This window comes from Parundibacterium terreum (assembly GCF_014636315.1).
GTDB classification, from domain to species: domain Bacteria; phylum Pseudomonadota; class Gammaproteobacteria; order Burkholderiales; family Burkholderiaceae_D; genus Undibacterium; species Undibacterium terreum.
Genome location: NZ_BMED01000001.1, coordinates 92052 through 118021 on the forward strand (window position 1 = coordinate 92052; position 25970 = coordinate 118021).

Annotated in this window: 23 protein-coding genes; 10 read left to right on the forward strand and 13 right to left on the reverse strand. The window is 53.2% G+C overall.

Annotated features, from left to right (window positions below):
• Positions 1 to 15: 15 nt before the first annotated feature.
• The 3 genes from IEW12_RS00430 to mug form a co-directional block, all read right to left on the reverse strand.
• Positions 16 to 192 carry a DUF3311 domain-containing protein gene (locus tag IEW12_RS00430; RefSeq protein ID WP_188564039.1) on the reverse strand — a complete coding sequence of 59 codons (177 nt, stop codon included), beginning with the start codon at positions 190 to 192 and terminating at the stop codon, positions 16 to 18.
• A gap of 116 nt (positions 193 to 308) precedes the next feature.
• Positions 309 to 731 (reverse strand): HIT family protein, encoded by a 423-nt coding sequence (locus IEW12_RS00435; RefSeq protein ID WP_188564040.1) that lies wholly within the window; start codon positions 729 to 731, stop codon positions 309 to 311.
• 70 nt (positions 732 to 801) lie between these two features.
• On the reverse strand, positions 802 to 1446 hold the full coding sequence (gene mug, locus IEW12_RS00440) for a G/U mismatch-specific DNA glycosylase (protein WP_188564041.1): 645 nt from the start codon (positions 1444 to 1446) through the stop codon (positions 802 to 804).
• Between the two features lie 191 nt (positions 1447 to 1637).
• Here mug and IEW12_RS00445 point away from each other — a divergent pair, with 191 nt between their 5' ends.
• The 3 genes from IEW12_RS00445 to IEW12_RS00455 all read left to right on the forward strand — a co-directional run bounded on the left by IEW12_RS00445 (position 1638) and on the right by IEW12_RS00455 (position 5624).
• Positions 1638 to 2120, forward strand: a complete 483-nt coding sequence (locus IEW12_RS00445) for a hypothetical protein (RefSeq protein ID WP_188564042.1) — start codon at positions 1638 to 1640, stop codon at positions 2118 to 2120.
• Complete coding sequence (locus IEW12_RS00450; protein ID WP_229750836.1) at positions 2062 to 4914, forward strand: 2-oxoglutarate dehydrogenase E1 component; 2853 nt, start codon at positions 2062 to 2064, stop codon at positions 4912 to 4914. Before IEW12_RS00445 ends, IEW12_RS00450 begins: the two co-directional genes overlap by 59 nt.
• A gap of 200 nt (positions 4915 to 5114) precedes the next feature.
• Positions 5115 to 5624: a hypothetical protein gene (locus tag IEW12_RS00455; protein ID WP_188564043.1), complete on the forward strand. Its 510-nt coding sequence runs from the start codon at positions 5115 to 5117 to the stop codon at positions 5622 to 5624.
• A gap of 22 nt (positions 5625 to 5646) precedes the next feature.
• Here the strand turns inward: IEW12_RS00455 and IEW12_RS00460 are convergent, their stop codons facing one another.
• Positions 5647 to 6726 carry a GlxA family transcriptional regulator gene (locus tag IEW12_RS00460; protein WP_188564044.1) on the reverse strand — a complete coding sequence of 360 codons (1080 nt, stop codon included), beginning with the start codon at positions 6724 to 6726 and terminating at the stop codon, positions 5647 to 5649.
• 28 nt (positions 6727 to 6754) lie between these two features.
• Positions 6755 to 7552: a TetR/AcrR family transcriptional regulator gene (locus tag IEW12_RS00465; RefSeq protein WP_308789101.1), complete on the reverse strand. Its 798-nt coding sequence runs from the start codon at positions 7550 to 7552 to the stop codon at positions 6755 to 6757.
• Positions 7553 to 8152: 600 nt separating this feature from the next.
• Here IEW12_RS00465 and IEW12_RS00470 point away from each other — a divergent pair.
• The 3 genes from IEW12_RS00470 to IEW12_RS00480 all read left to right on the forward strand — a co-directional run bounded on the left by IEW12_RS00470 (position 8153) and on the right by IEW12_RS00480 (position 11230).
• On the forward strand, positions 8153 to 9355 hold the full coding sequence (locus IEW12_RS00470) for a YbfB/YjiJ family MFS transporter (protein WP_188564045.1): 1203 nt from the start codon (positions 8153 to 8155) through the stop codon (positions 9353 to 9355).
• A gap of 164 nt (positions 9356 to 9519) precedes the next feature.
• Positions 9520 to 9816, forward strand: coding sequence for an ArsR/SmtB family transcription factor (locus IEW12_RS00475; protein ID WP_188564046.1), 297 nt, complete (start codon positions 9520 to 9522; stop codon positions 9814 to 9816).
• A gap of 433 nt (positions 9817 to 10249) precedes the next feature.
• The gene (locus IEW12_RS00480; protein ID WP_188564047.1) at positions 10250 to 11230 is read left to right on the forward strand and encodes an SLAC1 anion channel family protein; all 981 of its coding nucleotides are present in this window, start codon (positions 10250 to 10252) and stop codon (positions 11228 to 11230) included.
• Positions 11231 to 11349: 119 nt separating this feature from the next.
• Here the strand turns inward: IEW12_RS00480 and IEW12_RS00485 are convergent, their stop codons facing one another.
• On the reverse strand, positions 11350 to 12321 hold the full coding sequence (locus IEW12_RS00485; protein WP_188564048.1) for a LysR family transcriptional regulator: 972 nt from the start codon (positions 12319 to 12321) through the stop codon (positions 11350 to 11352).
• Between the two features lie 143 nt (positions 12322 to 12464).
• On the opposite strand from IEW12_RS00485, the gene IEW12_RS00490 reads away from it, so the two are divergent.
• Positions 12465 to 14009: an acetolactate synthase large subunit gene (locus IEW12_RS00490; RefSeq protein ID WP_188564049.1), complete on the forward strand. Its 1545-nt coding sequence runs from the start codon at positions 12465 to 12467 to the stop codon at positions 14007 to 14009.
• 127 nt (positions 14010 to 14136) lie between these two features.
• The gene (locus IEW12_RS00495; protein ID WP_503826888.1) at positions 14137 to 15510 is read left to right on the forward strand and encodes a coniferyl aldehyde dehydrogenase; all 1374 of its coding nucleotides are present in this window, start codon (positions 14137 to 14139) and stop codon (positions 15508 to 15510) included.
• 58 nt (positions 15511 to 15568) lie between these two features.
• Here the strand turns inward: IEW12_RS00495 and IEW12_RS00500 are convergent, their stop codons facing one another.
• From IEW12_RS00500 to IEW12_RS00515, 4 genes are all read right to left on the reverse strand, one after another.
• Positions 15569 to 16816: a deoxyribonuclease II family protein gene (locus IEW12_RS00500; RefSeq protein WP_188564051.1), complete on the reverse strand. Its 1248-nt coding sequence runs from the start codon at positions 16814 to 16816 to the stop codon at positions 15569 to 15571.
• A 413-nt stretch (positions 16817 to 17229) separates the two neighbouring features.
• Entirely contained in the window at positions 17230 to 17526 is a 297-nt protein-coding gene (locus IEW12_RS00505) for a hypothetical protein (protein ID WP_188564052.1), read from the reverse strand.
• A gap of 144 nt (positions 17527 to 17670) precedes the next feature.
• On the reverse strand, positions 17671 to 19272 hold the full coding sequence (locus IEW12_RS00510; protein ID WP_188564053.1) for a zinc dependent phospholipase C family protein: 1602 nt from the start codon (positions 19270 to 19272) through the stop codon (positions 17671 to 17673).
• A 117-nt stretch (positions 19273 to 19389) separates the two neighbouring features.
• Positions 19390 to 19638 (reverse strand): hypothetical protein, encoded by a 249-nt coding sequence (locus tag IEW12_RS00515; RefSeq protein ID WP_188564054.1) that lies wholly within the window; start codon positions 19636 to 19638, stop codon positions 19390 to 19392.
• A 743-nt stretch (positions 19639 to 20381) separates the two neighbouring features.
• Here IEW12_RS00515 and dinB point away from each other — a divergent pair.
• A complete protein-coding gene (dinB, locus tag IEW12_RS00520) occupies positions 20382 to 21530 on the forward strand; it encodes a DNA polymerase IV (protein ID WP_188564055.1) in 1149 nt (382 codons plus the stop codon).
• Positions 21531 to 21602: 72 nt separating this feature from the next.
• Here the strand turns inward: dinB and IEW12_RS00525 are convergent, their stop codons facing one another.
• The 3 genes from IEW12_RS00525 to IEW12_RS00535 form a co-directional block, all read right to left on the reverse strand.
• Positions 21603 to 23282 carry an FAD-dependent oxidoreductase gene (locus tag IEW12_RS00525; protein WP_188564056.1) on the reverse strand — a complete coding sequence of 560 codons (1680 nt, stop codon included), beginning with the start codon at positions 23280 to 23282 and terminating at the stop codon, positions 21603 to 21605.
• A 226-nt stretch (positions 23283 to 23508) separates the two neighbouring features.
• Positions 23509 to 23787: a hypothetical protein gene (locus IEW12_RS00530; protein WP_188564057.1), complete on the reverse strand. Its 279-nt coding sequence runs from the start codon at positions 23785 to 23787 to the stop codon at positions 23509 to 23511.
• 314 nt (positions 23788 to 24101) lie between these two features.
• The gene (locus IEW12_RS00535; RefSeq protein ID WP_188564058.1) at positions 24102 to 24584 is read right to left on the reverse strand and encodes a DUF4124 domain-containing protein; all 483 of its coding nucleotides are present in this window, start codon (positions 24582 to 24584) and stop codon (positions 24102 to 24104) included.
• 481 nt (positions 24585 to 25065) lie between these two features.
• Between IEW12_RS00535 and IEW12_RS00540 the strand changes: the two genes are divergently transcribed.
• Complete coding sequence (locus tag IEW12_RS00540; protein ID WP_188564059.1) at positions 25066 to 25902, forward strand: HDOD domain-containing protein; 837 nt, start codon at positions 25066 to 25068, stop codon at positions 25900 to 25902.
• Positions 25903 to 25970 lie beyond the last annotated feature (68 nt).

Here is a 25970-nt window from a genome sequence, read left to right on the forward strand (position 1 = left end):
CTTGCCGCTATCCGGCTATTTTTTTTTCAGATCATTACGGTAGACAATCCAGATCAGTAAAGCGGTGGGCGGCACCCATGCAAACTGATACCAGAAAAAGATTGGGAAGCCAAAGAGAGTTGAGAACTCTGGGCTATTGTAGAAAGTAAGGCATAAAAGCCCGATCAAGCTTGAGGCTAGGAATAGCCGCATTGTTATTTACCTACATATTTATAGTTATCCGGGATCAGGGCATCCGGCAGTTTGAAGCCGGGGGCGGTGTGCCCGGGAGACCTATTGATACCAATTGGCCGACTTGCCTGCTTGCGCTAAGCGAGTGCCTTCCGGATAGATTCGGCTTGTGCGGCCAGTAGTGAATTCCCCGGCATGATTTCAGCCGGAGACCTCAGCGGGACACCACGGTACCTGGGCAGGATATGGATATGCAGGTGGAAGACCGTCTGGCCACCGGCCGATTCCGAGTATTGCTGAATGCTCAGGCCGTCGGCTTTCAATGCTGTTTTGATCGCGACTGCAATCCGTTGTGTCTTGATCATCAAGTCCGCTAATATATCAGGCGCAACGTCGAGGATATTTCGTGCCCGTACCTTGGGGATGACGAGAACATGGCCGTCAGTCCTGGGTGTGGTATCCATGAATGCGAGCGTTGCTCCGTCCTCATAGACTTTATGCACAGGGACCTCGCCGCGTAAAATCTCGGCGAAGATGTTATTTGAATCATAGGTGTCCATCGCGATTCCTTTAGTTTCATTCGTTTTTGCTGTTTCGTAAGCAGCTTCTCCCCTCCTCCGTCACCGATGATCAGGAAGGCTTGGTTTTTTTCGCCGTATCGGCTTCGTATATGCGGGGCAAGGTCTTTGCGGGGTAGGTACAAATATCGGAACGCCATGTGCCGGCGGACCGGCCGGCCAGTGCAATGTCACGACCATCGATAGCCAGACGCAATTCACGATAGGCACATACCAGATCATGTACGTTGAACGAGCGATTCAATCCACTGGGATTGGGCAACACCCATACGGATGCGCCACCAAATAATTCAGGCTGAGGTCCCCAATCAACTACACGCTTGTGCGACATGGCGGCATAGGCAACTTTGCCGAGAAATGCAATATAGCGCGGGGCGTAACGCTCGATTTTTTCTGCCAGCAGAAGCTGCGCGCCGAAAAATTCATCAATGGCCAGTTCACTCGCACCCGCAGTCGCGCGGCCGACCGCCGTCGTCAAGCCGTACCGGTACTGGAGCAGATCGCTGTCATCTTCAGGAGCTATCTGCTCTGGCGTGTAGCCGGCCAGATGAAGCACTCGCCAGAATCGGTTGCCCCGACCCAGAAAATGATGGCCGCTCTCTGCCGCGGAGAGTCCTGGATTGATACCGCAGAAGACAACGTCCAGGCCGGGACCAAGCAGGTCAGGAAGTGATGACGGGGAATCAGTTGGGAACATGGAAAACTCATCAAAGTGTATGGAGAAGCCTATCCCCTCCATCTCAAATCACCAGCTAGCGGAAACAAGTCATCGCACTTTGATTCCTGGCCGCCGGCCAGAGTGAGATTCCAAAGTCTTTCAAAGTCGATCCGTTTTTGCTTTCGATGAAAAGATTATCGGCGTGGACAAGGTGCACCACAAGCGCCGGCATGGCGAGTTATTGGTCAATTGAGTGCGCTTTACGGCCATCTTGGTTTGAGTGGTTATATCTGCAACCGGGCGGGTTATTGAAAATAAAGAGGATGGAGCGTTGTGGCCCGAAACAAGCACTAGTTGGCCGCTTACAAATGCAGCCAGAAGTTTCTTTTGAAATGAGTCAAATCCATACTGTGCATGCCAGCAAGCAGAAGAGTTTATGCGAGTTAGGTGCTCTTTGGATAAGAGAGCAGCAGTACCAGAAAGTGAATAGGCATTTCGTCGTGGGTAGTCAGACACCCGTGCTTTATATCGATCAATGTCTTGTCGCAGGCTTGGATAATCCGGCGGCTTTTTGGTTGAATGAGGCTGGGTCTGACCAGGACCCTGGATTTTACGATGAATGTCGGGTGGCATGCCTGGCTGAGGAGAATTACGATGATGACGCAAAACAGAACAACTTCTTTCCTGTTTGGAGAAAACGTTCCGTATATTGAAGGCCTGTACGAGACATATCTTTCTGATCCAAGTACGGTGACGGCTGAATGGCGCAGCTATTTCGAAGCGCTACGGGGTGTCCCTGCGGTGGACGGCTCAGACAAGGATGATGTTGCGCACGCACCCGTCGTAGACCGGTTTGTTGAGCTGGCCAAAGGTACGCATCATACTTTGAGCAAGGGCGATGCTTTGCAATTGGCGAAAAAACAGGTTGCAGTGCAATCCCTGATTGCAGCGTACCGCATGGTGGGCACGCGCAGCGCCCTACTTGATCCACTGCAGTGGACCCCTACTGCACACGTGCCTGATCTGACTCCGGCATTTTATGGTCTGTCTGCCACGGACATGGCGACCAGCTTCAGCACTGCAGATACCTATTTCTGGGATCGCGATACTGCCACCTTAAAAGAAATTGTGGACGCGCTGGAGGATACCTATTGCGGGACGCTTGGTGCGGAATACATGTATCTGGCAGACGCTGCGCAACGCCAGTGGTGGCAGATGAGGCTTGAATCCACGCGCGCCAGGCCCTTGCTGTCGGCTGAGCAAAGGCGTCATATTCTGGAAAGGCTGACTGCTGCCGAAGGCCTGGAAAAGTATCTGCATACCCGTTATGTCGGCCAGAAACGCTTTTCCCTCGAAGGGGGCGAAGCGCTTATTGTTCTGCTGGATGAGCTGATCTCTTTTGGGTCGTCGCTGGGCCTGAAGAGTGTCGTCCTCGGGATGGCCCATCGTGGCCGCCTGAATGTATTGGTCAACACCGTTGGTAAGCCACCGCAAGTGCTTTTCGACGAATTTGACGGCAAGACCGCGCATCTGCTGCCCGCTGGCGACGTTAAATACCACAAAGGCTTTACTGGAACGATGGAGACCCAGCATGGCCCCGTTGAGGTTGTGCTGGCGTTTAATCCTTCACACCTGGAAATCGTTAACCCCGTCGTGCAGGGAATTGCGAGAGCCAGAGCAGAAAAACTTGGCGTCGTCGGCGATGGTGCTGTCATGCCGGTAGAAATTCACGGCGATGTGGCCATTTCCGGCCAGGGCATCGTCATGGAAACCATGAACCTTGGCTCCACCAAAGGGCATGGCACAGGTGGGACCGTACATATTGTCGTCAATAATCAAATCGGTTTTACCACTTCTGATCCAAGCGAGAGCAGATCGACGTTCTATTGCACCGATATCGCCAAGATGATAGAGGCACCGGTATTACATGTGAACGGAGACGACCCAGAGGCTGTTGTCGCTGCCGTCAGGCTGGCAGTTGAATACCGCGCGACATTCGGGAAAAGCGTTGTGATCGATCTTGTCTGCTTCCGCCGTCATGGCCATCAAGAGCAGGATACGCCAAATATTACGCAACCCCTGATGTACCGCTCTATCGCCGGTCATCCAGGTGCTCGCGCGATCTATGCCAAAAAACTGATGGATGACAAGGTGGTGACAGCAGAAGAGGTAGATGCTTGTGCAAGCGCTTATCGCGAGCAATTGATAGAAGCCAAGGCTGAAGCAGAGCTGGACATCGTATCTGATGCGATTGCATTGCCCAATGCTAGTGGCAGTGTAAGCAAAGTAGTCCGAAAGCCGAAAAATAGCGTAACTGAGATCACCTATGCACCACCTGCGCGAGAAGAGCTGGTCGCGCTGGCGCACAAAATCACTGAAGTGCCGCAGGATTTCAGCTTGCATCCCCTGGTGACGAAAGTAATCACCGGTCGCCGTGAAATGGCGGATGGCACCAAGCTGCTTGACTGGGGGATGGGCGAGCATCTGGCCTTTGCCTCGCTGCTGGCTTCTGGTATTGAGGTTCGTATCAGCGGCCAGGATTCAGAACGCGGTACTTTTAGCCACCGCCATGCAGTACTGAACAATCAGCAGCGTGTGGCAAGGGATGAAGGCCGCTATATCCCACTGGCACATCTGAGTGCAGACCAGGCGCGCTTTACCGTAAATAATTCCATCCTTTCCGAGGCCGCTGTCTTGGCGTTTGAATATGGCTATAGCACTGTCAAGGAAGAGGCCCTGGTAATCTGGGAGGCGCAATACGGCGATTTTGCGAACGGCGCCCAAGTCGTTATCGACAACTTCATTGTTGCCGGTGAGTCGAAATGGGGCCAGACCAGCGGCTTGACAATGTTCCTGCCCCACGGCCAGGAGGGAGCTGGTCCCGAGCACGCCTCTGCCAGACTGGAGCGCTACCTGCAGTTATGTGCCTTGGAAAATATTCAGGTTTGCCAGCCTACTACTCCTGCGCAAATCTTTCACTTGTTGAGAAGGCAGGCAACACAGCGTGGCCGCCGGCCGTTGATAGTGATGACGCCCAAGTCCATGTTGCGCCATCCTGAAGCGGTCAGCAGCCTGGACCAGTTGGCGAATGGAGAGTTCAGGGCCGTGCTGGGAGATTCCGAATTAAAGCCCGCGGCCTACGATGCTATCGAGCAAGTCATCGTGTGCTCTGGCAAGATCTACTTTGAATTGCTGGAACATCGTCGTAAAAACGGCATCACCAACACCGCCATTGTCCGCCTGGAACAACTGTACCCCTTCCCTGCCGAACAGCTAGCGGCTGAATTGGCGCTTTACAAAAACGCCAGGGCTGTTGTGTGGAGCCAGGAAGAGGCAAGGAACCAGGGGGCTTGGAAGGTCATTGAAGAAGATCTTAGAAAAGCATTGCCGGCGAATGCAATTTTGCGCGACTCAAGCCGTCCGGCGATGGCTTCTACGGCCCCCGGCCACCCTTCTATGCACACTGCGCAACAAGCTGCGCTGGTGGCCGGTGCATTCAAGTATTAGCCGGGTTAAAGACAGCTGTAAGAGCGAAAGTCCCTTGTACTCCTGGCTGAGCCATGGATGGCTTACAGGTAGTACAAGGCAGTAAATTTTCTGGTAACGGTGCCTGCCAGCTTTGCTGGGCGTTGGCATATTGCCGATAGATGAAAACATCCTGGGGCAAGGATTGCGACACCCCAGGCATAGCCCGAAAGAGGGATAGTATGAAAATCGCAGCGACGCAAGACATCAACCGCCTGATAGGCGAATACCTGTATCTGGAAGAACGTTGGCAGGATGACCCTTCCAGATTTCAATGGACCGAACTGGAAGCCTTGGCAGAAGCCGGCGCATCAGCATACAACGAGGGCAAGGGCTTATCGTTCCATATCCTGGCCTTAGACGGCATGGACCATAACGAATTCCATGAAAATTTCCTCAGATACTCGTTGGCGGCTGGATTTGATCCGTTCAAAGTCGTCCACACGGGCAACGGCAATACGCTGACAACGGTATTGAACCATAGGAACCTGGCAGAAAATGCACAGCACAACGCAACTTCCGCACGCATGCAGATACTGCTTCAGGACAAGGCGCGCGAACGGTTTGCAGTCGAAGAAGCTGGCGCTGACGAGAATCTGAGCGAGATAGCGACTGTCATCGCTCTCTGCGCCGATTCCATTCCCAAGGATTTATTGGAACAGCTAGTATTGAAAGATGCTGCAATTCACTGAATGCAGTCATCCTGAATACTGCCTATGAATCGCTCTGTTGATTCAAGACCCTGCCGCGTTTGGGCATATCGAAATGGGTTGGTATTTTTTGCGTTTCCATATTCAGATCGTCATCCATATCATCCAGAATTCCTGAGGTATTCAATTCTTCTGTGCGGAAACGCTGGCGATACTGTTTAGGCGTGGTATCGAGCCGCCGTGAAAAGATCATCCGCATATGCGTGGCGCTATGAAAGCCACAGCGGAAGGCAACAGTTTTTAATGGAACGTCGGTTTCTTCCAGCAGTTTTCGTGCGAAATCAATACGAACCTGCTCGACAAATACGGACGGAGTTACCTTGGCATGCTTGGCAAATATGCGGGAAAACGTGCGACGACTTACTGCGACGGCATCGGCAAGCTGTTCGATAGATAAAGTATCAGCGAGATGATCGGTCACATAGCGCATCACTTTTCCAACAATCGAATCTTCCTCCGGCCCAACGGCCAGATAAGGGCTATATTGCGACTGTCCACCATCACGGCGTATATAGACGATCAGCCGTTTTGCGACTTTTACTGCAAGCTCCTGTCCAAAATCTTCCGCCACCAGGGCCAGGCAAAGATCTATCCCGGCAGTAACGCCCGCACAGGTAAACAGGCCACCATCCCTGACATATATTTTGTCTGGGCGCACTTTCGCCAGCGGGAACTGTGCGGATAGCCTCTTCACATCGCTCCAGTGCGTCGTGATTTCTCTGCCATCCAGCACGCCGGCGTGGGCCAGCAAAAACACGCCATTGCATACGGAACCGAACCTTTTTGCCGCGTGCGTCTTGTTTTTTAGCCATACCAGGAAATCCGGATCTGGTTGCATCTCGGGTGCGCGCGGCCCGCCGGCGACCAGCAATAGATCGCAGTCTTCGTGGTAGTTCAGATAGTCAACGGGCACCTTGATCTCCATGCCGTTTGAGCATGTCACGCTATCAGGGCGGACACCTACCATCGTGATTCCGTATTGCTTATGCTTGGGCAGGAAACCGTTCGCTTCCTTAAAAACATCAAGGGGGCCGGCTATGTCCAGTGCCTGGACGCCATCAAAAACAATAATCGCAATTTTCATCAAATTTTTCCTTCTAATCCGGCTAAGTTTACTTTAGCAGGCCTTTCACCTTCGGTGTGCCGGTTATTGCTTCAATTCCTGCTATCAAGCGCGATAACGACTTCAGTATTTCATCGACGGGCTCACCGAACTGGGCGCCGACTATCGCGCCATCGACGGCAAGGGCCAATGCACGCGCGTCTGCGTTTGCAGTTCGGGATGATGAAGGCAGCAGCTTGCGAATTGCGGCGGCCATGTCTTGCTTATGATTCTTGGAAATATCTACCGCTGCCGGCAAACTTGCACCAATTTCTGCGACGGTATTGATGAACGCGCAACCTCGGAACGCTTCGCTGTGAAACCATTCCGATAGCGCAGGCGTAATCGCCCGCGTGGTTGAACCGTGGCGTTCCAATGCGTCGATAAACCAGGCCATCCAATTCTGGTGCCGGTATTCCAGGAAGGTCAGTACCAGATCATCCTTGGCTGGATAGTGACGATAAAAAGTCTTTTTTGCGACGCCAGATTCGGCGATCACTCTATCCACACCTGTAGCGCGAATGCCATTGCGGTAGAAAAGGTCGTGAGCAGTCGTCAATATGCGATGCGCCATTGGTGAGCGATGGCGAGGCGGAGTTTTTTGCGTATCCATGTAATTGATTGTATACCGATCTGTCTCCTCATTCCACAACGACGTAGACAATTCAGTCTCCTTTTCGTTTTCTCGATTAGCCCGTCTGTAACTCATGCCGGAAAGCTTCGTAGGGACCATTGAAAGTGGCAAAAAATAGTCACTGATTGGCCCAAAATTCATCGTGTTTTGCCCGCCGAAAAAATGCATCGTCATTATAATCCGCAAGCCTACCGAATATCTTTGCGGCAATGTATCCCTGATATCCAATCCAGGCACACAATTTTACGCTCTCTTACGCATTGCTCTACTCCTGGCGACCATGGCCATTGACTACCTTCCTATGGTCGTGCGTTTGGGGGCATTTTTATTCCGGCGGCGGGGCCTGTCCTCTGCCACGGCGGATGAAGCCTGCTCAGCATGAAACAGAGGTCAGTATCTAGGATCGCCTCATACGGAGATGATTTTCTGTCTTGCTACCAGACTTTGTTCTCACATTTTTCTATCTCCTTAAGAGTTTCCGCCAAAGGACGCAATGTGTTCTAAAGATCATCTTCAATCGACGCTCGCAACGCAAATGTCCGATATGAGCGATTGAATGGCCGAAACCTATCCATCAATGCACTATCGAAGAAGACGGGCATCTACGAGAATACAAAGGACCGCACTTCACTTTGACTGAACCACTTTTTGCAGAAATAAGACTTCTTTAGAGATTCTCGTGAAGCCTTAGTTCACTACAAAAAAAGCCAGTGATCGTTCGCTGCGAAGAAATATTGAGATGAGTATTGAAGAATTCAGATAAGGAGTAATTCCATGATATCGATAATTGATACCGTACCGCTAAGGCGTGGGAGTACAAGCGAAATTTTCGTTGCAATCGGCCTGTCGATCGGGGCTGCCGTGTCATTGGGATTTTCTCGCTTTGCCTATGCACTGCTGCTGCCTGCAATGCGCGAGTCATTGCACTGGACTTATGTTGAGGCAGGAGGCATGAATACCGCCAATGCGGTGGGATATGTCATCGGTGCTGCTGCCGGGGCCTGGTTTTCCAAACGACTGGGTATCAAGACCAGCTTTTTAGTTTCTTTGGCGCTCAGCGGCCAGGTTCTTTTGCTGACCGGCCTCGTCGATAGCTACAATGTCCTGATGCTGCTGCGCTTCATTGGCGGGCTTACGACGGCAGTCACTTTTGTCGTCGGCGTGTCGCTCGCAGCCGGTGTCGCCCCGGACGCATCACCGGCCAGATCCTCATTGCTGCTTGCTATATATATTACTGGCGTCGGTAGTGGCATCGTTATTTCCGGTTTGCTTATTCCGCCTATCCTGGCCAAACTGGGTGCTTCCGGCTGGGAGCATGGCTGGTTGTATATGGGCTTCATTGCGATACTGGCGATGGTGCCGGCTATTGCTGCTACCCGCGCTGTGCCTGAACAGCTCTCACCTGACTCGGGTGTGCTGCCGATGAAGGAAGCTGCCTTTTTGTGGCCGACATTCATCAGTTATGCGCTATTCGGTGCTGGTTATGTCTCGTACATGACGTTTATTATTGTGTTGATTCGCCAGAGCGGCAGTAGCGCACTGTATGCAGCAGGCTTCTGGATTGTGCTTGGCATGGCATCGGTTATCGGCACCTTGCTGTGGGGACGCGTGCTGACAAAAATGCGGGAAGGTGTTGGCGCTGGTGTAGTGGCCATAGTCGTACTATTTGGCACCCTCCCCACCTTGATCTGGCCAAGCCTGTCCGCCGCGTTTGTTTCAGCGATCATCTTCGGCGGAAGTTTCATGGCCGGTCCGACGGCGGTGACTGTGATGGTTCGTAAATTACTTGCCCCCAAAATCTGGACCGCTGCGATTTCCGCATTGACCGTAGCGTTTGCTGTGGGACAAGCGGTTGGTCCTTTATTGTCTGGATATGTATCAGATATGACCGGGTCAGTAAGTGCCGGACTCTGGATATCGCCAGTGCTGCTGATAGCTTCGGCTATTGCCGCAGTGTGCCAAAAGGCTAGGCAGTAAAAAGACAATCGGCCGGGGCTGCTTGTATGGCCCTGTCCTTTTTTAGCGCCGGATTGGCCCGAAACGGCATGTGGAGAGACTGTTTCGTCCGTCGCCTTTCCCCTAAAATTAATTCTAACGCACGAACCTGGTCTGTGTGCTTATTTCCATTTGAATCAGACATCATGAATATAGATGAAATTGTGAAGGCGCTTGCGAATCCCGCGCGGCGAGAGATTTTGGCATGGCTGAAGGACCCCAAGTCCTATTTTCCTTCACCCGAGCATCCCCTTGAGAATGGTGTGTGTGCAGGCCAGATCAACGAGCGCTCCGGCCTCTCGCAATCAACCACATCGTCTCACCTGGCCGCACTACAGAGAGCCGGTCTGATCTCCCTTCATCGCAAAGGCAAGTGGGCATTTTTTAAGCGCGACGAAAAGGCGATAAGAGCTTTTCTGGAAGAGATGCATCGTCAGTTATAGACGATAGTTCGTATGTGTGAGTGCAGTTCTCGCCAAAGCTCGTAGAGTACGATCTAGATTGATGCTCGTGCTTGGCTACTTTTGGGACAACCCCTACTCCTTTTGAGCCACACCCTCCCTGACCTACCCACAGCTCAGGGCCGCTCATGCACAATGCGAACGTAGCACTGCAACCTGCGCCTGAATCATGGCTGTATCCGAGCCAAAATTCGACTTATGCCCTCGCAAACAATGAGTGGCATCAAGCTGTCAATGCATTAGCGATGACCGATAACTAACGGCACGCCGCACTGATTATGACAATCGCATGAGTCCAAATTGGCGTCATTTTTAATGAGCCGGGGCGGAGCTGTGACTCCCTCTGGGCAACATGCAGCAGGCGGAACAGGCCAGGAAAGCAGTGAGCTTATTCGACTAATCATATGGAGCTTTTATGGAATCTCGTCAATCGAGCCATGGCACTGCAGCACGCACACTGCCGTCCGTTCGACATTTAGCAATTGGCTTTTTTGGCTCTGTCATGAGTGTTGCCGGTCTTTCACTGGCCTGGCGTCTTGCCAGCAAGGAGTATGGCGTGAGTATCGCTGTGTCGAACACGATAGGGCTTGTCGCGATCTCGCTGTTCATTGTTCTGACCTTGTCTTATCTGGGTAAACTGCTCAAGTACCCCGACCTGGTGAAACACGAATTTTCGCATCCGGTCATCGGGAGCTTCTTTGGGACTGTAGGCATCAGTATCTTGCTGCTATCAAGCGTGATCAGTAGCTACAGCGCCGATGCCCAACTGGTCGTTTGGGCTATCGGGACGGCGGTTACCCTGGCACTTAGCGTTATCATGATTTCCCGGTTGCTGAATGGAAGCGCCGCGCCCACCAGCGTGGTTCCGTCCTGGCTGATTGCCGGTGTTGGCAGTCTCGATATCGTCGTCACCGGTGGCGGGCTGACGGCAGCATGGACGCATGAAGTGAACCTGCTTGCTGCTGCTATCGGCGGAGTCAGTGCTATTGTTTTCTTTGTCATGATTTTTTCGCGCCTGGTTCATCATGAACCTTTGGCGGAAGCCATGCGTCCTTCCAAAATGATTTTGGTTGCGCCGTTTGCGGTGGGCTTTATCGCCTATGTCAATCTGGTACAAAAAGTTGATATGTTTGCGGCGCTGCTGTTTTACTTCGCCCTGTTTCTATTCGTGATAATCTCCTGGCGGCTTGTTGTCAGGCCCGCTCCTTTTTCACCGTCGTGGTGGGGCATAGGCTTCCCGATGGCGGCATTGTCGAATTCTGCGTTGGTGTATGCCAGTGCTGTTGGTGGGGAAATCTTGGGAGCTATCGCCGTGCTCCTGCTATTCCTGCTCACAGTTTCTATCGTCGTGCTTTCCATTCGCACGCTGTATAACTTGATCGTTCGTCGAGTTTGAGCGCTTGAGGAGTTGCTGCACATGGAGGTGGCCAGCGTAACTGCTGTGGTGATAGGTCGGCCTTATTCGCGGGCGAGCCCACACTCGCTGCGCTTTCTTACGGCAGCAAGCACCGTATTCTAGACGGGTGCGCCCTCGCCGCTTGGCTTTATGCTGCGGTTGAAATGACTGGCGTCGTGCGCCAGCGCAGCCGGCAATTCCATTTTCAACAGGTCTAGCCAGGCGCGCGTTTTGGCTTCGAGAAATTTCCTGGATGGCATCAGCATATACACGCCGATATCAGGCGTGCGCCAATGCGGGAGGACATGTGCAAGTTCGCCGCTCAGGATACGGTCGACCACCGAATAGAGTGGGAGCAGCGCAATGCCCAATCCGCTGCATGCGCCATGCAGCACGGCTTCTGGGGTATCTCCGACCAGAGGTCCCCTTGGGTCTAGCGTGTAGGTATGTTGCCCGTCGGTCAACTCCCAGTGCGGCGTTGTGGATGGATTGATAAGGCGCAGGCATCGGTAATCGGTCAGTTCTTGCACATTTACCGGGGAGCCATGCTGTGCCATGTAGGCCGGCGATGCGCACAGTACGCCATGGGTCGCCCCAAGCTGCTGTGCCACGATACTTGAGTCCGGCAATTGCTGGGCCAGATACACACTGACATCCACTCCCTCCGCGAGCAAGTCCGGTACATGCTGTGAAGTGCTGTATTCGATAGTTACCTTCGGATACATGGCGCAGTATTTCGACACCAGCGGCACAATATAGCGACCGCCGAAGATAGTCATGCACTGTATTCTCAGCCGCCCGGTGGGCTGTATGCTCGCGCCGCTTGCCTCACCCTCCGCCTCCGTCACGAGTTCAAGAATGCTGCGACACTGATCCGCGTAGCGCTCGCCGACACTTGTGACCGCCAGCCGCCGTGTAGTGCGCTGTAGCAACTTTGTTTGCAAATGATTCTCCAGGTCGGAAACCAGCCGGGAGACCTGCGCCGTTGTCAGATCCATCTGTATTGCTGCCGCTGTAAAGCTGCCTGAGTCGACGACCCGTAAAAACGCGGTCATCGCATGTAGTAACCCAATATCCAGATTTTTACGCATAACGTAACAATGTTTCATATGAAGTCGTATTTTTTCATGATATCGCAGTTGCTAAGATTCAGGCGTGCAATGTCGCACGTCCTCGTCGCCCCATAAAAAGCTTGGACGGCAAGGCTAAATAGCTTTTATTGAGGTAAGTGAAAATGAACGGTGCAGAAAGTCTGTTGCGCTCGCTGATGGCGAACGGTGTAAATGTCTGTTTTGGTAATCCTGGTACGTCAGAGATGCATTTCGTGGCGGCACTGGATGAAGTCGAGGGGATGCGGCCTATCCTCTGTCTGTTCGAGGGTGTTGCGACAGGCGCGGCCGATGGCTACGCACGCATGGCAGGAAAGCCGGCCTGTACCTTGCTGCATCTTGGCCCTGGTTTGGCCAACGGCCTGGCTAATTTGCACAATGCCCGGCGAGCGCAGAGTCCGGTGGTGAACATCGTTGGCGATCATGCATCTTCCCATGCGCGCTACGAGGCGCCGCTGACTTCCGATTTGAAGGGTTTCGCCCGCCCCGTATCTCACTGGCTACACTCATCAAGCAGCTCCTTAACAGTCGGTGCCGACGCTGCCCGTGCGGTGCAAGCTGCGACAGAGGCCCCCGGCCAGGTCGCGACGCTGATCCTTCCGGCAGACACGGCCTGGAATCCGGCAGACGATGTAGCATCTACGCTGCCATTCCCTGCACCTGCTCTCGTTAGCGAACAAACCATTGAATACGTTGCGAGCCTTGTGCAAAGTGGTGTCCGCACGGCTTTTCTGCTTAGAGGTGAGGCCCTGCAGGAAAAAGGGCTGCGCGCAGCAGGCCGGATTGCTGCCAAGACTGGAGCGCGCCTGCTGTGCGACACCTTCGCGCCGCGCTTGCAGCGCGGTGCAGGGCGGGTGCCGGTGGAACGTTTGCCGTATTTTGCCGAGCAGGTGGTCGAGTTCCTGTCCGGCACTGAGTTGATCATACTGGTTGGTGCTCAACCGCCAGTCAGCTTCTTTGCCTACCCGGACAAACCCAGTTGGCTCACTCCCGAAGGCTGCCGCCTGGCGGTGCTGTCCCATCCTCATGAAAATGGCCCGGCTGCACTCGATGCTCTGGTTGATGCGCTAGGTGTGAATACCTGTGTCGCCAAGACCAGCATACGCCAGCCCGTTGAAGTTTCCCTGGATGGTCCCTTGGATGCGGAATCGATCATGCGGGTCGTTGCCAAGCACTTACCCGATAACGCGATCATCACCGAAGAGTCGTCCCTGGCTTTGCCATTCTATGGCCTGACTGAAACAGCGGCGCCGCACGATTTTCTGACACTGACAGGTGGAGCCATCGGCAGCATGATGGCGGTCTCTGTCGGCGCCGGGATTGCCTGCCCTGAGCGCAAGGTCGTCAACCTGCAAGGGGATGGCAGTGCCATGTACACCGTGCAGTCGCTCTGGACGCAAGCAAGGGAAAACGTCGACGTCGTGACGGTGATCTATGCGAACCGCGGCTACAAGATATTGAGCAATGAGCTCAAACGCGTGGGAGCTGCAGAGAATGGAGTACATGCCGCATCCATGTTCGATTTGCAAAACCCGGCACTTGACTGGGTTGCCCTGGCCAAGGGTATGGGCGTGGAAGCCGTGCGCGCTGAATCGCGCGAAGACTTTGAGGCCGCGTTTGCATCGGCAATGAAACGTCGTGGTCCTATGCTGATCGAGGCCGTGATCTGATCGTTCTCGTGCAGGCACGCCAGATAAACAAGCAAATACACCTTTTAAAAAAGGAAAAATCATGTCAAAACATTTTCGCTTACCTATAAAACCAACAAGCCAGCAGATCCGTAACCAGATCGATACCATGAAACAGGTGCAGCTCAATGAGGGACCACCGTCGGCTGCGCTGCGAAAGGATCGCATCGATAGAACGATCAAGATGCTGCGTACCCACAAGGAAGAGCTGGTTGAGGCAATCAATACGGACTACGGCTGCCGCGGCAGGCAACAGACCTTGCTCGCAGACATCCTCGCCTCCATTGAGAGCTTGCGCTTCAATCACGAGCATCTCGATGCATGGATGGCGCGCCCTACGACGCTCGAACCCATGCCTGGTATCAAGGCCAGTGTAGAGTACCAGCCGCTAGGCGTCGTAGGCATAATCAGCCCGTGGAATTTCCCGCTGGTGCTGGCGTTCGGGCCGCTGGCGAGCGCTTTCGCAGCGGGCAACAGGGCGATCCTGAAACCGTCTGAGCTGACCCCGCGCACATCCGAGCTGGTGGCGGAACTGATTGCGCGTTATTTCGATAGCGATGAACTTACGACCGTGCTGGGCGGCCCCGAAACGGGTTCGATTTTTAGCGCACAGCCGTTTGATCATCTTGTGTTCACCGGCAGTACGCAGGTGGCACACCATGTGATGCGGGCCGCGTCGGAAAACCTCGTACCTGTGACCCTGGAGCTGGGCGGTAAGTCGCCGGTCCTGGTCGGAAAGGATGCGGACTTGCAGCGCGTGGCGGAACGGGTATTGACAGTAAAGACCTTCAATGCTGGCCAGATCTGCTTGTCGCCGGATTATGTACTGATCCCCGCTAGCCGCGTCGATACTTTTATTGCACAAGCTAAGGCAGCAGTGTCGCAAATGTATCCAGGCATGCGCGACAATCCCGATTACACGGCGATGATCAATGCACGCGGCTTCGAGCGCCAACTGGCATTGGTCGAAGATGCCCGGCAACAAGGCGCCGGCATTGTGAGCCTCGCTCCGGCCGGCGAGGACCTCTCGGATTTCGATGTCCGCAAGATGGCGCCGACTCTTATCGTTGGTACCACCGATAGCATGCGGGTGATGCAGGAAGAAATCTTTGGACCGATACTCCCTATCGTGACCTATACAAGCTTGAACGAGGCGATCGCCTATATCAACGCCCGCCCGCGTCCGCTCGCGTTATATTACTTCGGCGACGACAGCGGCGAGCAGGAGCAGATCAAGACTCGTACGACGTCTGGGGCGCTGGTGCTGAATGATGCGATGACCCACGTCTTTTTCGACGCGCTCCCGTTTGGCGGCGTAGGGGCATCCGGCATGGGTCATTACCACGGAGAGTACGGTTTCAGAACGCTCAGTCATGCGAAGCCCGTGGTGCTGCAAAGTATGGGCGGCGAATCGAATCTCTTGATGCGGGCGCCGTACCAGCCTGCCGCTGAGGCCATGATTGATGACATGATCAATGTTTAAATCACCTCCATTGAGGCAAAGCTCTGCATATAATTCGGATGTGATCCTAGACCATGCTTCAAGCCGGTTTCTTCTTAACCGGAGCTTTCTTGATAGCGGGCTTCCTGACGGCAGCTTTCTTGGCCGGCACCGGAAACTTTGTCTTATGGTTGGCGACGAATTTGGAGGCTGGATGCGGCTGCTCATGGTCTATCATGCTGTGCACGTGGGTCTTCTGGATGACCTCGTGCGCTTCTGTACGGCTGTGGCCGGGCGGCGCCAGCAGCAAGCCGGCTTTTGACAGCGCGCGCCATAGGGTTTCGTTTTGAAATGCGATGGTGCCGCCGCCGCGCTTGCGCTGCGAGATCATGCGGTTAATATCGCCCACGCATACCCAGGTGGATTTTACGGTGATGCCCCACTTTGCATGATCATGGGTTTCCGGCCACGCCCAGTGTGCGCCCAGAGGTCCGAGGTTGATATACTTGATGTCAAAGGTCTTGTGGATGCCGTCGGTATCGGCGATGGGTGGGATAGGACCGCGTATCCAGGTCTCATCATCCATATCCTCGCCCAGGGTAGGCCCCACAAAGCCGTTCCAGAAATCCTGATTCCACTCGCGGTTCTTTGCCATTACCTTGAATTTCATTCCGACGCGGCTCGTCAGGTCGATCACGCTGGCGTCAGGAACGTTCTTGGACGGCAGTGGCTGTGTCAGGGCATACAGCGGATCTTTTTCGGGCAGGTCTGCGGTGCGGCTAAAATAGGTTTGCGGCTCCTGATGCGTGGCCATTTGCGTGGCGATCTTGCGCGCAGTATCCAGCGTCAGGGAAATACATATATAGGTTTGTCCGTATTGCGGCGTGGGTTCGTGACCGGTGCTGATATCGGCAAACTTGGGCCAGGAGTGCAGCAGCCAGAATGCGGTTTGGCTTTTGGTGTCAAAGGCAATCACTCCCTTGGTGTGTCCCATCAGGCCACTGTCCTTACGTTTTTCACTCAGCGGCAATTCATCGTTATACAAGATCCAGCCGGTGCTGGCCGCCGCCTTGCTACGGTTCTTGAATACCGCATCCAGTGTACGGTTCATCGCTCCTGTGCCTTGATCCAGGCGATAAGGCGACTTGTTGACCATCCCGTCTTTGCGCTTGTCTATGCTGGAATCGTAATACACGTATTCGTAGCCGCTGGCCTTGTCGGTGCCGGTGCCAGCATCCAGCTTGGGAACCTTGTAGATGAACCACCAGTCAACCGGCTGGCCGTCCTCGTCTAGGGCAGAGATGTCAGAGCCGTTAGTCTTGCTTGCTGTTTTTGCAGTGCTTGCCATATTATTTCTCCCCAGAATGTGGAACCAAATATTTCAAAGCAATTGAGTCTATCAATACCTTTTTTGACATTGGGGTGCTATGTGGCACCTTCATGTCCGCTCAGGTCAAGTCGAAAGCCAGACAATCGCACAGGCAACCCGGCCACCATGCCATTCCGGGGAAAATGACCTGGCGGTAGTCTTGCATAAAAATTAAGCAAATTCAATTCATTCTGTATGTTCCGTGCAAAGAGTGATACACGGCATTTTTAGCGTTCCTATGGGGAAATTATTTCATGGAAGCGTTGCTGTGCCTATCGACTAAGAGTGCGATGCCTTTTTCTAAACAGGTAGTGTTCATAGGCGTGAGACAGGGATCGAAACCGAGGGAATATTGGCAGGCGCTTGGTAACTACGCTTGCGTTGGCCGCGAATTACCGTCGGCGTTTGTACGAGGGCATGTGCTTTCTGCGCTTTTGCCAATCGTAGTTTGGCAAAGGATCTGCCGCGCCGGCCTGGCCTATCGAGCTGGGATTTTCTGAGCAGTAATTGATATGGCTGACCGCCCCCTCCTCATCAGGCGGGCCGGATCGTTGTTGCACACGAAGCTGCTCTGCAAAGGCAAGCAACTCGCTCATACAAGTGAGATCGAATTCTTTTCTGAATGGAGTTTTGACAAGGTCAGTTTGACCCGGTGTACGGACCAGTGCGGTCCAATAGATAACGAACATGTATTCCTATTTTTGTTTTTATTATGAAGTGCTGTGTTTATCTTATACCGGTTTGGACTGCATACGTTAGTATTTTGTGTCGGTTTCCCCCGCTATCGTTGCACCCGTGCAAAAGCGAGGGTAGATTTTCGTGTAGGGCATTTCTTAATGATATAGGCCGTCTGCAGGGTTTATTTTTCCTTTTCTCGGCTCCATCCTCAATCTCTCGGCCACATCCGCCGGCGGCAATAATGGATAAAGAGTAAGGGGGCCGATTGCGGAACTGCCAGCCTTCTTTATTTGCCCGCCGTTTTCCAAACAGGCTAGAGCGCCCTCCATCATATTGATGGGGATGCCACTCGTGATAGTGCAATCCTTGCTCATGCGTAGCTGCTTTCCGAAGATTTCTATTTTTTCGCTAGTACAGGCTGATGCGTTTCCTATCATGCCGATCGGCCGGGCCAGGTCCGGTAGCCATGTGCCCAGGATAAATTCAAATTCAGGCGTATGCAACAGATCATGACATGAACTTGAAACCGCCTTGCTTTCCATAAAGCCACGCACACAAACGCCTGCTTCCTGAAACCCCTGGAAGGACTTCAATGCGGTTTTCACTTTGGGGATGACGTCGCCAGATTGACATTGCGAAATGGCTGTAGCCACCACCTGGCCTTGCCTTTGTAGGAAGGCATTGTCTGCATGCTTGTATTGCCCTCCTACTGAGGGCATATTGGTATCCAGATTGTAGTTCGCAAAGTCCTTGTTGTTTGATTCCAGGAGCTTGTCGCGAACTACTTGTATTGAGCCTTCGTAGATGGAGCGGAGATGATCATTCCATGACCAATAAACTCCTCTCGCAATAAACTGCTTCCAATCCATTCCAGCTGGAAGATCCCAATCTTTGATGGAGCGGGCGTCCAGGGATTTCTTGCAGGAAGCCCGTGTTTCGTTGATGTTTGGTATATCGGGCTGCTTTTCATATACCTCCGATACTGTCTTGCAAACCACGCCCCTTACGGCATCCATATACTTCTTGATCTGCAGTGCCGTCGGTATTGTCGGTACTGTCGGTACTAATTGTGCCGCGCTATTTTTGTAGGTTTGGAGAATCGCTTCACGTATCAGCGAAATCAGAGGCTCGATCAATTTCTCATCGTGCCCCGATTCTATGAAATGCCTAAGCAGCGAGGTACTTCCATAGCGGAGATCGAAAATCGTAAACGTGACCATTTCAAGGTTTTTATGCGTTTGAATATCTAATTCATAGGGCGCCCTGTATAGCCCTTTCACCGCGATACTCTGCGACAGCATTGCGGTAGCGACATTGGTGCCTTCGAAGTGGCCGAAGCGGTCGGCGATGGAATGAGAGCGGAATCCGACCATGAAAGCCAGCAGGCTATCCGACCGAGGCGTTGAACAGGTGATAGCGCGGAGAGTATTGGCAAATTCGCCGGTGCCGACGTAATGCATCAAGTCACTGAACTCTTCAGTATCTTTTTGCGCATATCCTATATCGCTGAATATGGCACCCAGTACCGCTGAGGCGGCAATGTCCGGGTTGGAGAAATCGAGCGCTTTTGTTTTCTGATTTGGCGAGCTATTGCCTGAGTTGCCTGCACATGGATTGCTTGTCAGAGTATTCCATTCCTGCTCCAGCACGCGCGCGTGCCCTGTCCAGCCATAAGCCCATACGGTGGAGCTGATAAAGAAGATGCCCAGCCCCAGTAGTTTGCCGATGGCAAGAGCAATATTGGATAAGTGGGCCATCTCCATCTCCGCTTATGGATGCTGGCTTTAATGATACCAGCTAGCGCCGGCGATATCTGAAACGGTATTTTAAGCGGAAGGTCGGAACGAGGTTCCCCACCTCTCTTTATTGATCTGTCATGCGCGCAACTCAGTCACATGCACGATAGCGTGATAGGGAATCAGCTCCTCCGCTTGCCCTGATGCTGTACCGGGAGCAATGTATTCAGGAATAGCGTCGGCCATGTGCATCACATTATCAATGCGCAAATGCATGAGTCGTTCATTGTCTTTTCTTTTGATGGAAATGATCTCCCCAACGCAAGGTACGCGCGTCAGGTTTACCATCTGGTCCGTTATTCCAATCTTGATTGTCACTTCCGACATACGGCCTCCTTTAATTTGTCTAGTTGCAAGTCTGCCCTTGGGACGGGTTATAGCAAAGTGCTGTGCGACCTTTGGCGCAAACTAACTCGCCGCTATTGCACGTGAGCCCTTGATTGCAGGTTTGCCCTTGGGAGGCGTTGAAGCAGGATTTTCCATATTGGCCGCTGCAAGCTTGCTGGCCGGTAGAGCAAACCAGGCCGTCCGAACAAGTTTGTCCTTGCGATGAGTCATAGCAGTAGCGCCCCGTTTTGCCGGTACATACTTGCTGATTGGTATTGCACACTAGCCCTTGCGTACAGGTTTGACCATCAGACGGGCTGTAGCAGGTTCTTTCAGACCCATTCACGCATATCTGCTGGCCGCTATTGCAAACCAAAGGTGGAGGTGGCTGCTTTGCATTTGCGTAAAAACAGCAAGTGAACAAGGCACACAGCAGACAGGAGGCAAATTTTTTCATATCAGTCCCACAGAAAAAGGCATTGGCTCAATACTTACCTTATCTTGTATTTTTGAAAAAACTTTGTCCGTTCGATGTTTAACATAGGTCTCAGCCGCAATAAGATATATGCGTCGGCCCCCTGTTCTTGCTTGGCAGCCGTGCTGCCGTTATACTGTATGAATAAACAGTAATTATGCAAATACATCGATGTCTCCCCTGCCCTCTATTTATTCCTGGTCCCGCGCCGGCAAATTTCTGGTGAAGACTCTCTGGAATCAACTGGAGGCGGGGTTGGGGATTGCGTATGGCTGAACGTCGCATCGCCCACCTGGATATGGATGCCTTCTACGCCAGCGTGGAATTGCTAAGGTATCCGGAGTTGAAAGGAGAGCCTGTCGTCATAGGTGGAAGGTCTTCGCATAAGCCCGTAGAGCTGCCGGACGGCAGCCATCAATTTTCCAGGCTCAGGGATTATGTAGGGCGCGGGGTAGTCACTACGTCAACCTATGCGGCGCGCCAGCTAGGCATATTCTCGGCAATGGGCATCATGAAGGTCGCCAAACTGGCGCCGGACGCCTATATCCTGCCGACAGATTTTGACTCTTACCGCCACTATTCCAGGCTTTTCAAGCAGGCGGTGGCCAGTATCGCACCCAGGATAGAAAATCGCGGCATTGATGAAATCTATATCGACTTTAGCGAAATTGAAGAAGATACGCTGTCGCTGGCATCCCGGATAAAGGCTGCTGTGCGCGAGGCGACCGGACTATCTTGTTCCATAGGCGTGGCGCCGAACAAGCTGTTGGCAAAGATATGCTCCGACCTGGAAAAGCCGGATGGCCTGACCATCTTGTCGATGGGAGATGTGCCGGCACGCATCTGGCCGCTGCCGGTCAAGAAGGTGAATGGCATCGGCCCCAAGGCGACGGAAAAGCTCGCCGGCCTGGGCATCAATACGGTGGGAGAACTGGCGGCGGCCGATCCCGATTTGCTGCAAACGCATTTTGGCCGCAAGTATGCTGCCTGGCTTGCCAATGCGTCCCAAGGCATCGATGACAGGGAGATCAGCACCAGTTCAGAACCCAAGGGCATCAGCCGCGAGACGACGTTTGAACGCGACCTGCACGCAAAGCAGGACCGTGACAGGCTTTCCACGATTTTCACCGAGCTTTGCACCAGGCTGGCAGATGATCTGGATCGTAAAGGTTACGTGACAAAAACGGTAGGGATCAAGATCAGGTACACCGATTTTCGTATTGCCACTCGCGACGTCACTCTGCCGGTGCCGACGGCCAGTGCAGATGCGATCCGCAGAGCCGCCGGCGAATGCCTTAAACGGGTGCCTTTAGATGAGAAATTCCGCCTGCTGGGAGTACGGGCCAATACCTTAAGCAAGGCCAGTGAGCAGGTGGAGGATAGTGGTTTGATGCAGGGCGATTTGTTTATCGACTAGGCCCTACCCTCTTGGCGTTCAAACCACAAATCCCCTGCCCCGAAGTTCATGATTGAAAACGGTGCTTTCGGCCTAAACACCCGCCAGGAATTGATGTAAAGACTGCACTGCGGAAGCTCCCTCACCTACCGCAGCGGCAACTCGTTTCACCGAGCCGCTGCGCACATCTCCAACGGCAAAAATACCTGGGCGGCTGGTTTCCAGCGAATACGGCGGGCGCTCCAGTTGCCAATCCTGCTTGGGAATTTGAGCACCGGTCAGTACAAATCCTTTGTCATCACGCGCGACGCAATCGCGTAGCCATTCGGTATTTGGTTCCGCTCCCAGAAACAGGAATACGTGCTGGACCGGCGCCAGTTCCGGTTCGTCATCGCGATGCTGCCAGCGTATCTGTTGCAGCTTGCCGTCTCCCAATAGTTCAACAATACGGGTTCTTGTATGCAAGGTGATATTGCTCGCAGCATCGATGCGCTGTATCAGGTAATGCGACATGCTGGCGGCCAGGCCTTCCGCGCGCACCAGGATGTGCACATGCTTGGCATGGCTGGCAAGGAAGACCGCAGCTTGGCCGGCAGAATTGCCGCCGCCTACGACGACGACCTTTTCGCTGGTGCAAAAATTTGCTTCCATGAACGAGGCATTGTAATAGATGCCGCGTCCCTCGAAATGCTCCAGCCTGGGGATGTCGGGCTTGCGGTAGCGCGCACCGGTTGAAACGACGATGGATGCGGCATGGATTTTTTCGCCGTTATCCAGCTCGATTTCAAAATCCTTGCTGGCATCACAATTGAGGGATTTCGCCTCTACCGGGACTGCGACTTCCGCCCCAAATTTGCGCGCCTGCGACAGGCCGCGGCCAGCCAGCGCCTGGCCTGAAATACCGGTAGGAAAACCAAAGTAGTTTTCAATCTTAGAACTGGTGCCGGCCTGCCCGCCTGCTGCCTTGCCATCCAGCACGACGACGTTCAGGCCTTCCGATGCGCCATATACGGCTGCGGCAAGCCCAGCAGGGCCGGCGCCAACGACGGCCAGGTCAAAGTGCTTGCCGTCCAGCTTGTCCGGGCTCAGGCCTATGGCATCCGCCAGTTCGCGTATGGTCGGTTTGCTGAGCACCACGCCATGCGACGTCACTACAGCCGGCATATCTTCTACACTGATATTAAAACGCTGCATCAGGTCGGCGGTTTCTTCATGCAGGTCGATATCGAAGTAGGCGGTAGGCTGGCCGTTGCGTGACAAAAATTCGCGCATGCGCAAGATGCCGTCTGAATGCCGGGAACCGATCAGGATGATGCCGCCGCTATCTTCGTCTGCAATAAAGGCGACGCGGCGCAGGATGAAGGCCCGCATCATTGTCTCGGACAATTCAGCCTCGGAAATAATCAGGGTGCGCAGCGCGGCTTCCTTGATGACGATGACCTCGGAATCTTTGATGGCCTTGCAGGTGGCAACAGCGGCGCGCCCGGCCAGCGTGCCGATTTCACCGGTAAACAGCCCCGCGCCATGCACGCCCAGAATATGCGACTTGATCGCCGACCTACGTTCAATTTCTATTTCGCCTGAAACAACGACATAGAAATCGACATGCCGGTCGCCTTGCCGATAGAGGATTTCGCCGGCCGCCATCATACGCCGCTCGCCATAGCGGCTTGCCAGCGATATCTGGTATTCGTTTAACTTAGGAAAAACCTGATGCATGCGGCTTTCGTCGATCAGCATCGATTTGGTATTGGATCTGGGTATCTTGGTCATGTCAGCGGAGATCCACGTGAAGAAGCTTTCAGGGAAGAACGTAGCTATAGAGGGAGAATATTTGTTCCGGCTTTACTTTAGCAGTAATTCGAAATTTGAAGCAAGTTGTGTGCGAGCTCGCAGCATTGCGTGACGCATGCAAGATGCGTAGTCGAAGCGGCCGGGATTATTTACGTAGCTGATACGCAGGGGATGATGGAGAAGATACGTGATGCCAGGGGCAGAACTATCTGGAAAGCTCGGAATGGTGTTGTTCTCGATTATGCAGGATCTCAGCGTGCAGAGCCGCTTCTGACAGACGGACTTTTTCTTGCGCCAGCTCATTCGCAGCGAGGAGCTGGAAGATGTCCGCAGTAAACGCTCTTTTCAACGCAGCGATTTCTTCTTGCAGACCGATTTTTTCCTCATGTTTTCGCTGCAATTGCGCTTCCAGCGCAACATTGAGCGCCCTCACCCTGCTCAACTCTTCAAAAAAGTCATCGCCGGATGTTTTGATACGGTTCAATATCTGTTGTACATCGTCCATATTGAAGACCTGATCAATGGAATGAACAAAAGGGGTGAGTACAAAAGCGTCTGCTTTAGCAGCAAGTATTTCGCTATGTTTTTATAAATATAGCGTATGTTGCGGAAGTATGCAGCAAAAAATGCCGCTCAATGAAAAAAAGGCGTTGATGGTGATTTGGGAAGGGGGCTCGGGAGTGCCGCCAGCTACCGGGGCGGCATCTCATGCGGGCGACATTGGCGCCCGGCATATACGAGAGAATCTGTGCTGCTTTTGAATGACTTTATTGCCGGATGCGAACGCAGCGCTTTCAATCAGCTACGGCGTAGCCTGTATTCAAAGACATACCAGAAGAAGGCAAACAGGAAAGGACAAGCGCCTATCATGATCAGTATCGAATAGTCGTCATGAATGAGTTCCATCCACTGATTGGGAGGTGGCGGTGGAGGAATCTTATGTTCTACCATTACCTTGGGCATGGGCGGCACCAGGAAAGGCGCATTGCTCTCCGTTGCCAGTGCGGCTGCCGCATTGGCATTTTCTGATGCCGCTGCATTGTCTGGCGAAGCCGGTGTTGATGTTGTTGGTTGCATGGCAGAGGCGGCGGTAGCCATTGCGGTGTCGACTGCCGCGACATTTGCTGGATTGGCGTCCTTACCAGCATCCTTATTGGACACTTTTTCACAGGGCTGGTCCGTTGTGATTTTTTTGCCTTCCGCGTCTATGCAGGTGTTCATCACTGCTGCGGAGGCCAGGCTGGACATGCCCAGTAGCAAGATTGATATTAGAATTTTCATATCAATTATTCTAACCTTGGCGGCCCAGGAAAATCAAATACTGCGCTGATTAAAAGTGTGAATCATTGTTGACCTCCGTGTAATGGTTGTTTTTATATGTCGGCCTATCGGTGAAATGTTTCACTTTCAAGTGCAATGCTTACGATAAAGTCCGTTGGACTATATAGAAACATCGCTGCAATACAGCTTTGCCCGCCAGCTTTGCAGTGGTGAATTTGACGCCAACAACTCACACATAGAGGTATATAATAAATTTATTGCTGCAAGGAATGTTTTTTGAGCTATTTGGGAAAGACCTGCCTGGCGCAGACAAAGCTCAATTGAAATTTAACAGGACGTGACGGCAGTATTTGGCATGATAATGAGACGCCTGGCTTGAGTCTGGCCGGCGTAGCTCCCCTCCTCCAGCGAGGTGCGCAGATGTTCAGAGCTTGGGGCAGTCTGTTGGCTGCACTAATACGATAACAATGAGGAGACGACGATGGACAGGCTTGAAATTTTTAGGGGAATTGCCACAGAGGCGAGCAAAGGTGATCTGACCTTTCCAACCAATGTCAACGCTACGCTGAAATTGCAGCAAGCGCTGGAAGATCCGGATTGTCATATTGATGCTGCGGCCAAGATGGTCATGGCCGAACCCCTATTGTCTGCCCGTACGGTGGCGATTGCCAATTCGGCCGCCTACAATCGCTCGAATAACGAAGTAACCAATGTCAAGGTTGCGGTCAGCCGACTGGGATTTCGTACACTCAAATCCATGGTGGCGTCGGTCATCGTGCGCCAGCTCAACAGCAAGGTCACCGATCCGGCATTGAAAGCCAAGGCGGCGCAGCTCTGGGAACACTCGGCGCATGTGGCCGCACTGGCGCAGGTAATTGCCAAACGCATTACCAAGGTAGATCCGGATACCGCGATGTTTGCCGGCATTGTGCATGAAGTCGGCGGCTTTTATCTGATCTCGCGCGCAGAAGAATTCCCCGGCCTGCTGGACGGTGATCCGGAAGACTGGGTGGAATATGGCGAGAAGCTGATAGGCCGTGGTGTACTAAAAAAACTTGGTGTGCCGGATGGCGTAATGACTGCAGTAGAAGCCTTGTGGCATGGCGTGCGCGCGATGCCGCCGGAAACGCTGGGGGACACTTTGTTGTTGGCGAACGACCTGGCCCGCGTTGTCTCGCCTTTGCATCAAAAAGAAGGCGTCACGATCAAGCAGACCGCCGCGGCGATTAATTTCGAAGTTGAAGGCGGTACGCTGCACAGCATCCTGGAGGACGCCGAAGAAGAAATTGAGTCACTAACGGCGGCGCTGCTGGTATAGCTGGTATGACGAGTTGAGGGGGCTGGCAGGAATGGCGGCTGGCTATCTCTTTTAACTTGGCTGCAATT

Coding starts and splice junctions, on each gene's coding strand:
- IEW12_RS00485 (WP_188564048.1), bottom strand. CDS start 12,321: ATGCGTAAAAATCTGGATATTGGGTTACTACATGCGATGACCGCGTTT.
- IEW12_RS00450 (WP_229750836.1), top strand. CDS start 2,062: ATGATGACGCAAAACAGAACAACTTCTTTCCTGTTTGGAGAAAACGTT.
- dinB (WP_188564055.1), top strand. CDS start 20,382: ATGGCTGAACGTCGCATCGCCCACCTGGATATGGATGCCTTCTACGCC.
- IEW12_RS00455 (WP_188564043.1), top strand. CDS start 5,115: ATGAAAATCGCAGCGACGCAAGACATCAACCGCCTGATAGGCGAATAC.
- IEW12_RS00435 (WP_188564040.1), bottom strand. CDS start 731: ATGGACACCTATGATTCAAATAACATCTTCGCCGAGATTTTACGCGGC.
- IEW12_RS00515 (WP_188564054.1), bottom strand. CDS start 19,638: ATGTCGGAAGTGACAATCAAGATTGGAATAACGGACCAGATGGTAAAC.
- mug (WP_188564041.1), bottom strand. CDS start 1,446: ATGTTCCCAACTGATTCCCCGTCATCACTTCCTGACCTGCTTGGTCCC.
- IEW12_RS00490 (WP_188564049.1), top strand. CDS start 12,465: ATGAACGGTGCAGAAAGTCTGTTGCGCTCGCTGATGGCGAACGGTGTA.
- IEW12_RS00510 (WP_188564053.1), bottom strand. CDS start 19,272: ATGGCCCACTTATCCAATATTGCTCTTGCCATCGGCAAACTACTGGGG.
- IEW12_RS00540 (WP_188564059.1), top strand. CDS start 25,066: ATGGACAGGCTTGAAATTTTTAGGGGAATTGCCACAGAGGCGAGCAAA.
- IEW12_RS00505 (WP_188564052.1), bottom strand. CDS start 17,526: ATGTTCGTTATCTATTGGACCGCACTGGTCCGTACACCGGGTCAAACT.
- IEW12_RS00500 (WP_188564051.1), bottom strand. CDS start 16,816: ATGGCAAGCACTGCAAAAACAGCAAGCAAGACTAACGGCTCTGACATC.
- IEW12_RS00430 (WP_188564039.1), bottom strand. CDS start 192: ATGCGGCTATTCCTAGCCTCAAGCTTGATCGGGCTTTTATGCCTTACT.
- IEW12_RS00535 (WP_188564058.1), bottom strand. CDS start 24,584: ATGAAAATTCTAATATCAATCTTGCTACTGGGCATGTCCAGCCTGGCC.
- IEW12_RS00525 (WP_188564056.1), bottom strand. CDS start 23,282: ATGACCAAGATACCCAGATCCAATACCAAATCGATGCTGATCGACGAA.
- IEW12_RS00475 (WP_188564046.1), top strand. CDS start 9,520: ATGAATATAGATGAAATTGTGAAGGCGCTTGCGAATCCCGCGCGGCGA.
- IEW12_RS00465 (WP_308789101.1), bottom strand. CDS start 7,552: ATGACGATGCATTTTTTCGGCGGGCAAAACACGATGAATTTTGGGCCA.
- IEW12_RS00445 (WP_188564042.1), top strand. CDS start 1,638: ATGGCGAGTTATTGGTCAATTGAGTGCGCTTTACGGCCATCTTGGTTT.
- IEW12_RS00470 (WP_188564045.1), top strand. CDS start 8,153: ATGATATCGATAATTGATACCGTACCGCTAAGGCGTGGGAGTACAAGC.
- IEW12_RS00460 (WP_188564044.1), bottom strand. CDS start 6,726: ATGAAAATTGCGATTATTGTTTTTGATGGCGTCCAGGCACTGGACATA.
- IEW12_RS00480 (WP_188564047.1), top strand. CDS start 10,250: ATGGAATCTCGTCAATCGAGCCATGGCACTGCAGCACGCACACTGCCG.
- IEW12_RS00495 (WP_503826888.1), top strand. CDS start 14,137: ATGAAACAGGTGCAGCTCAATGAGGGACCACCGTCGGCTGCGCTGCGA.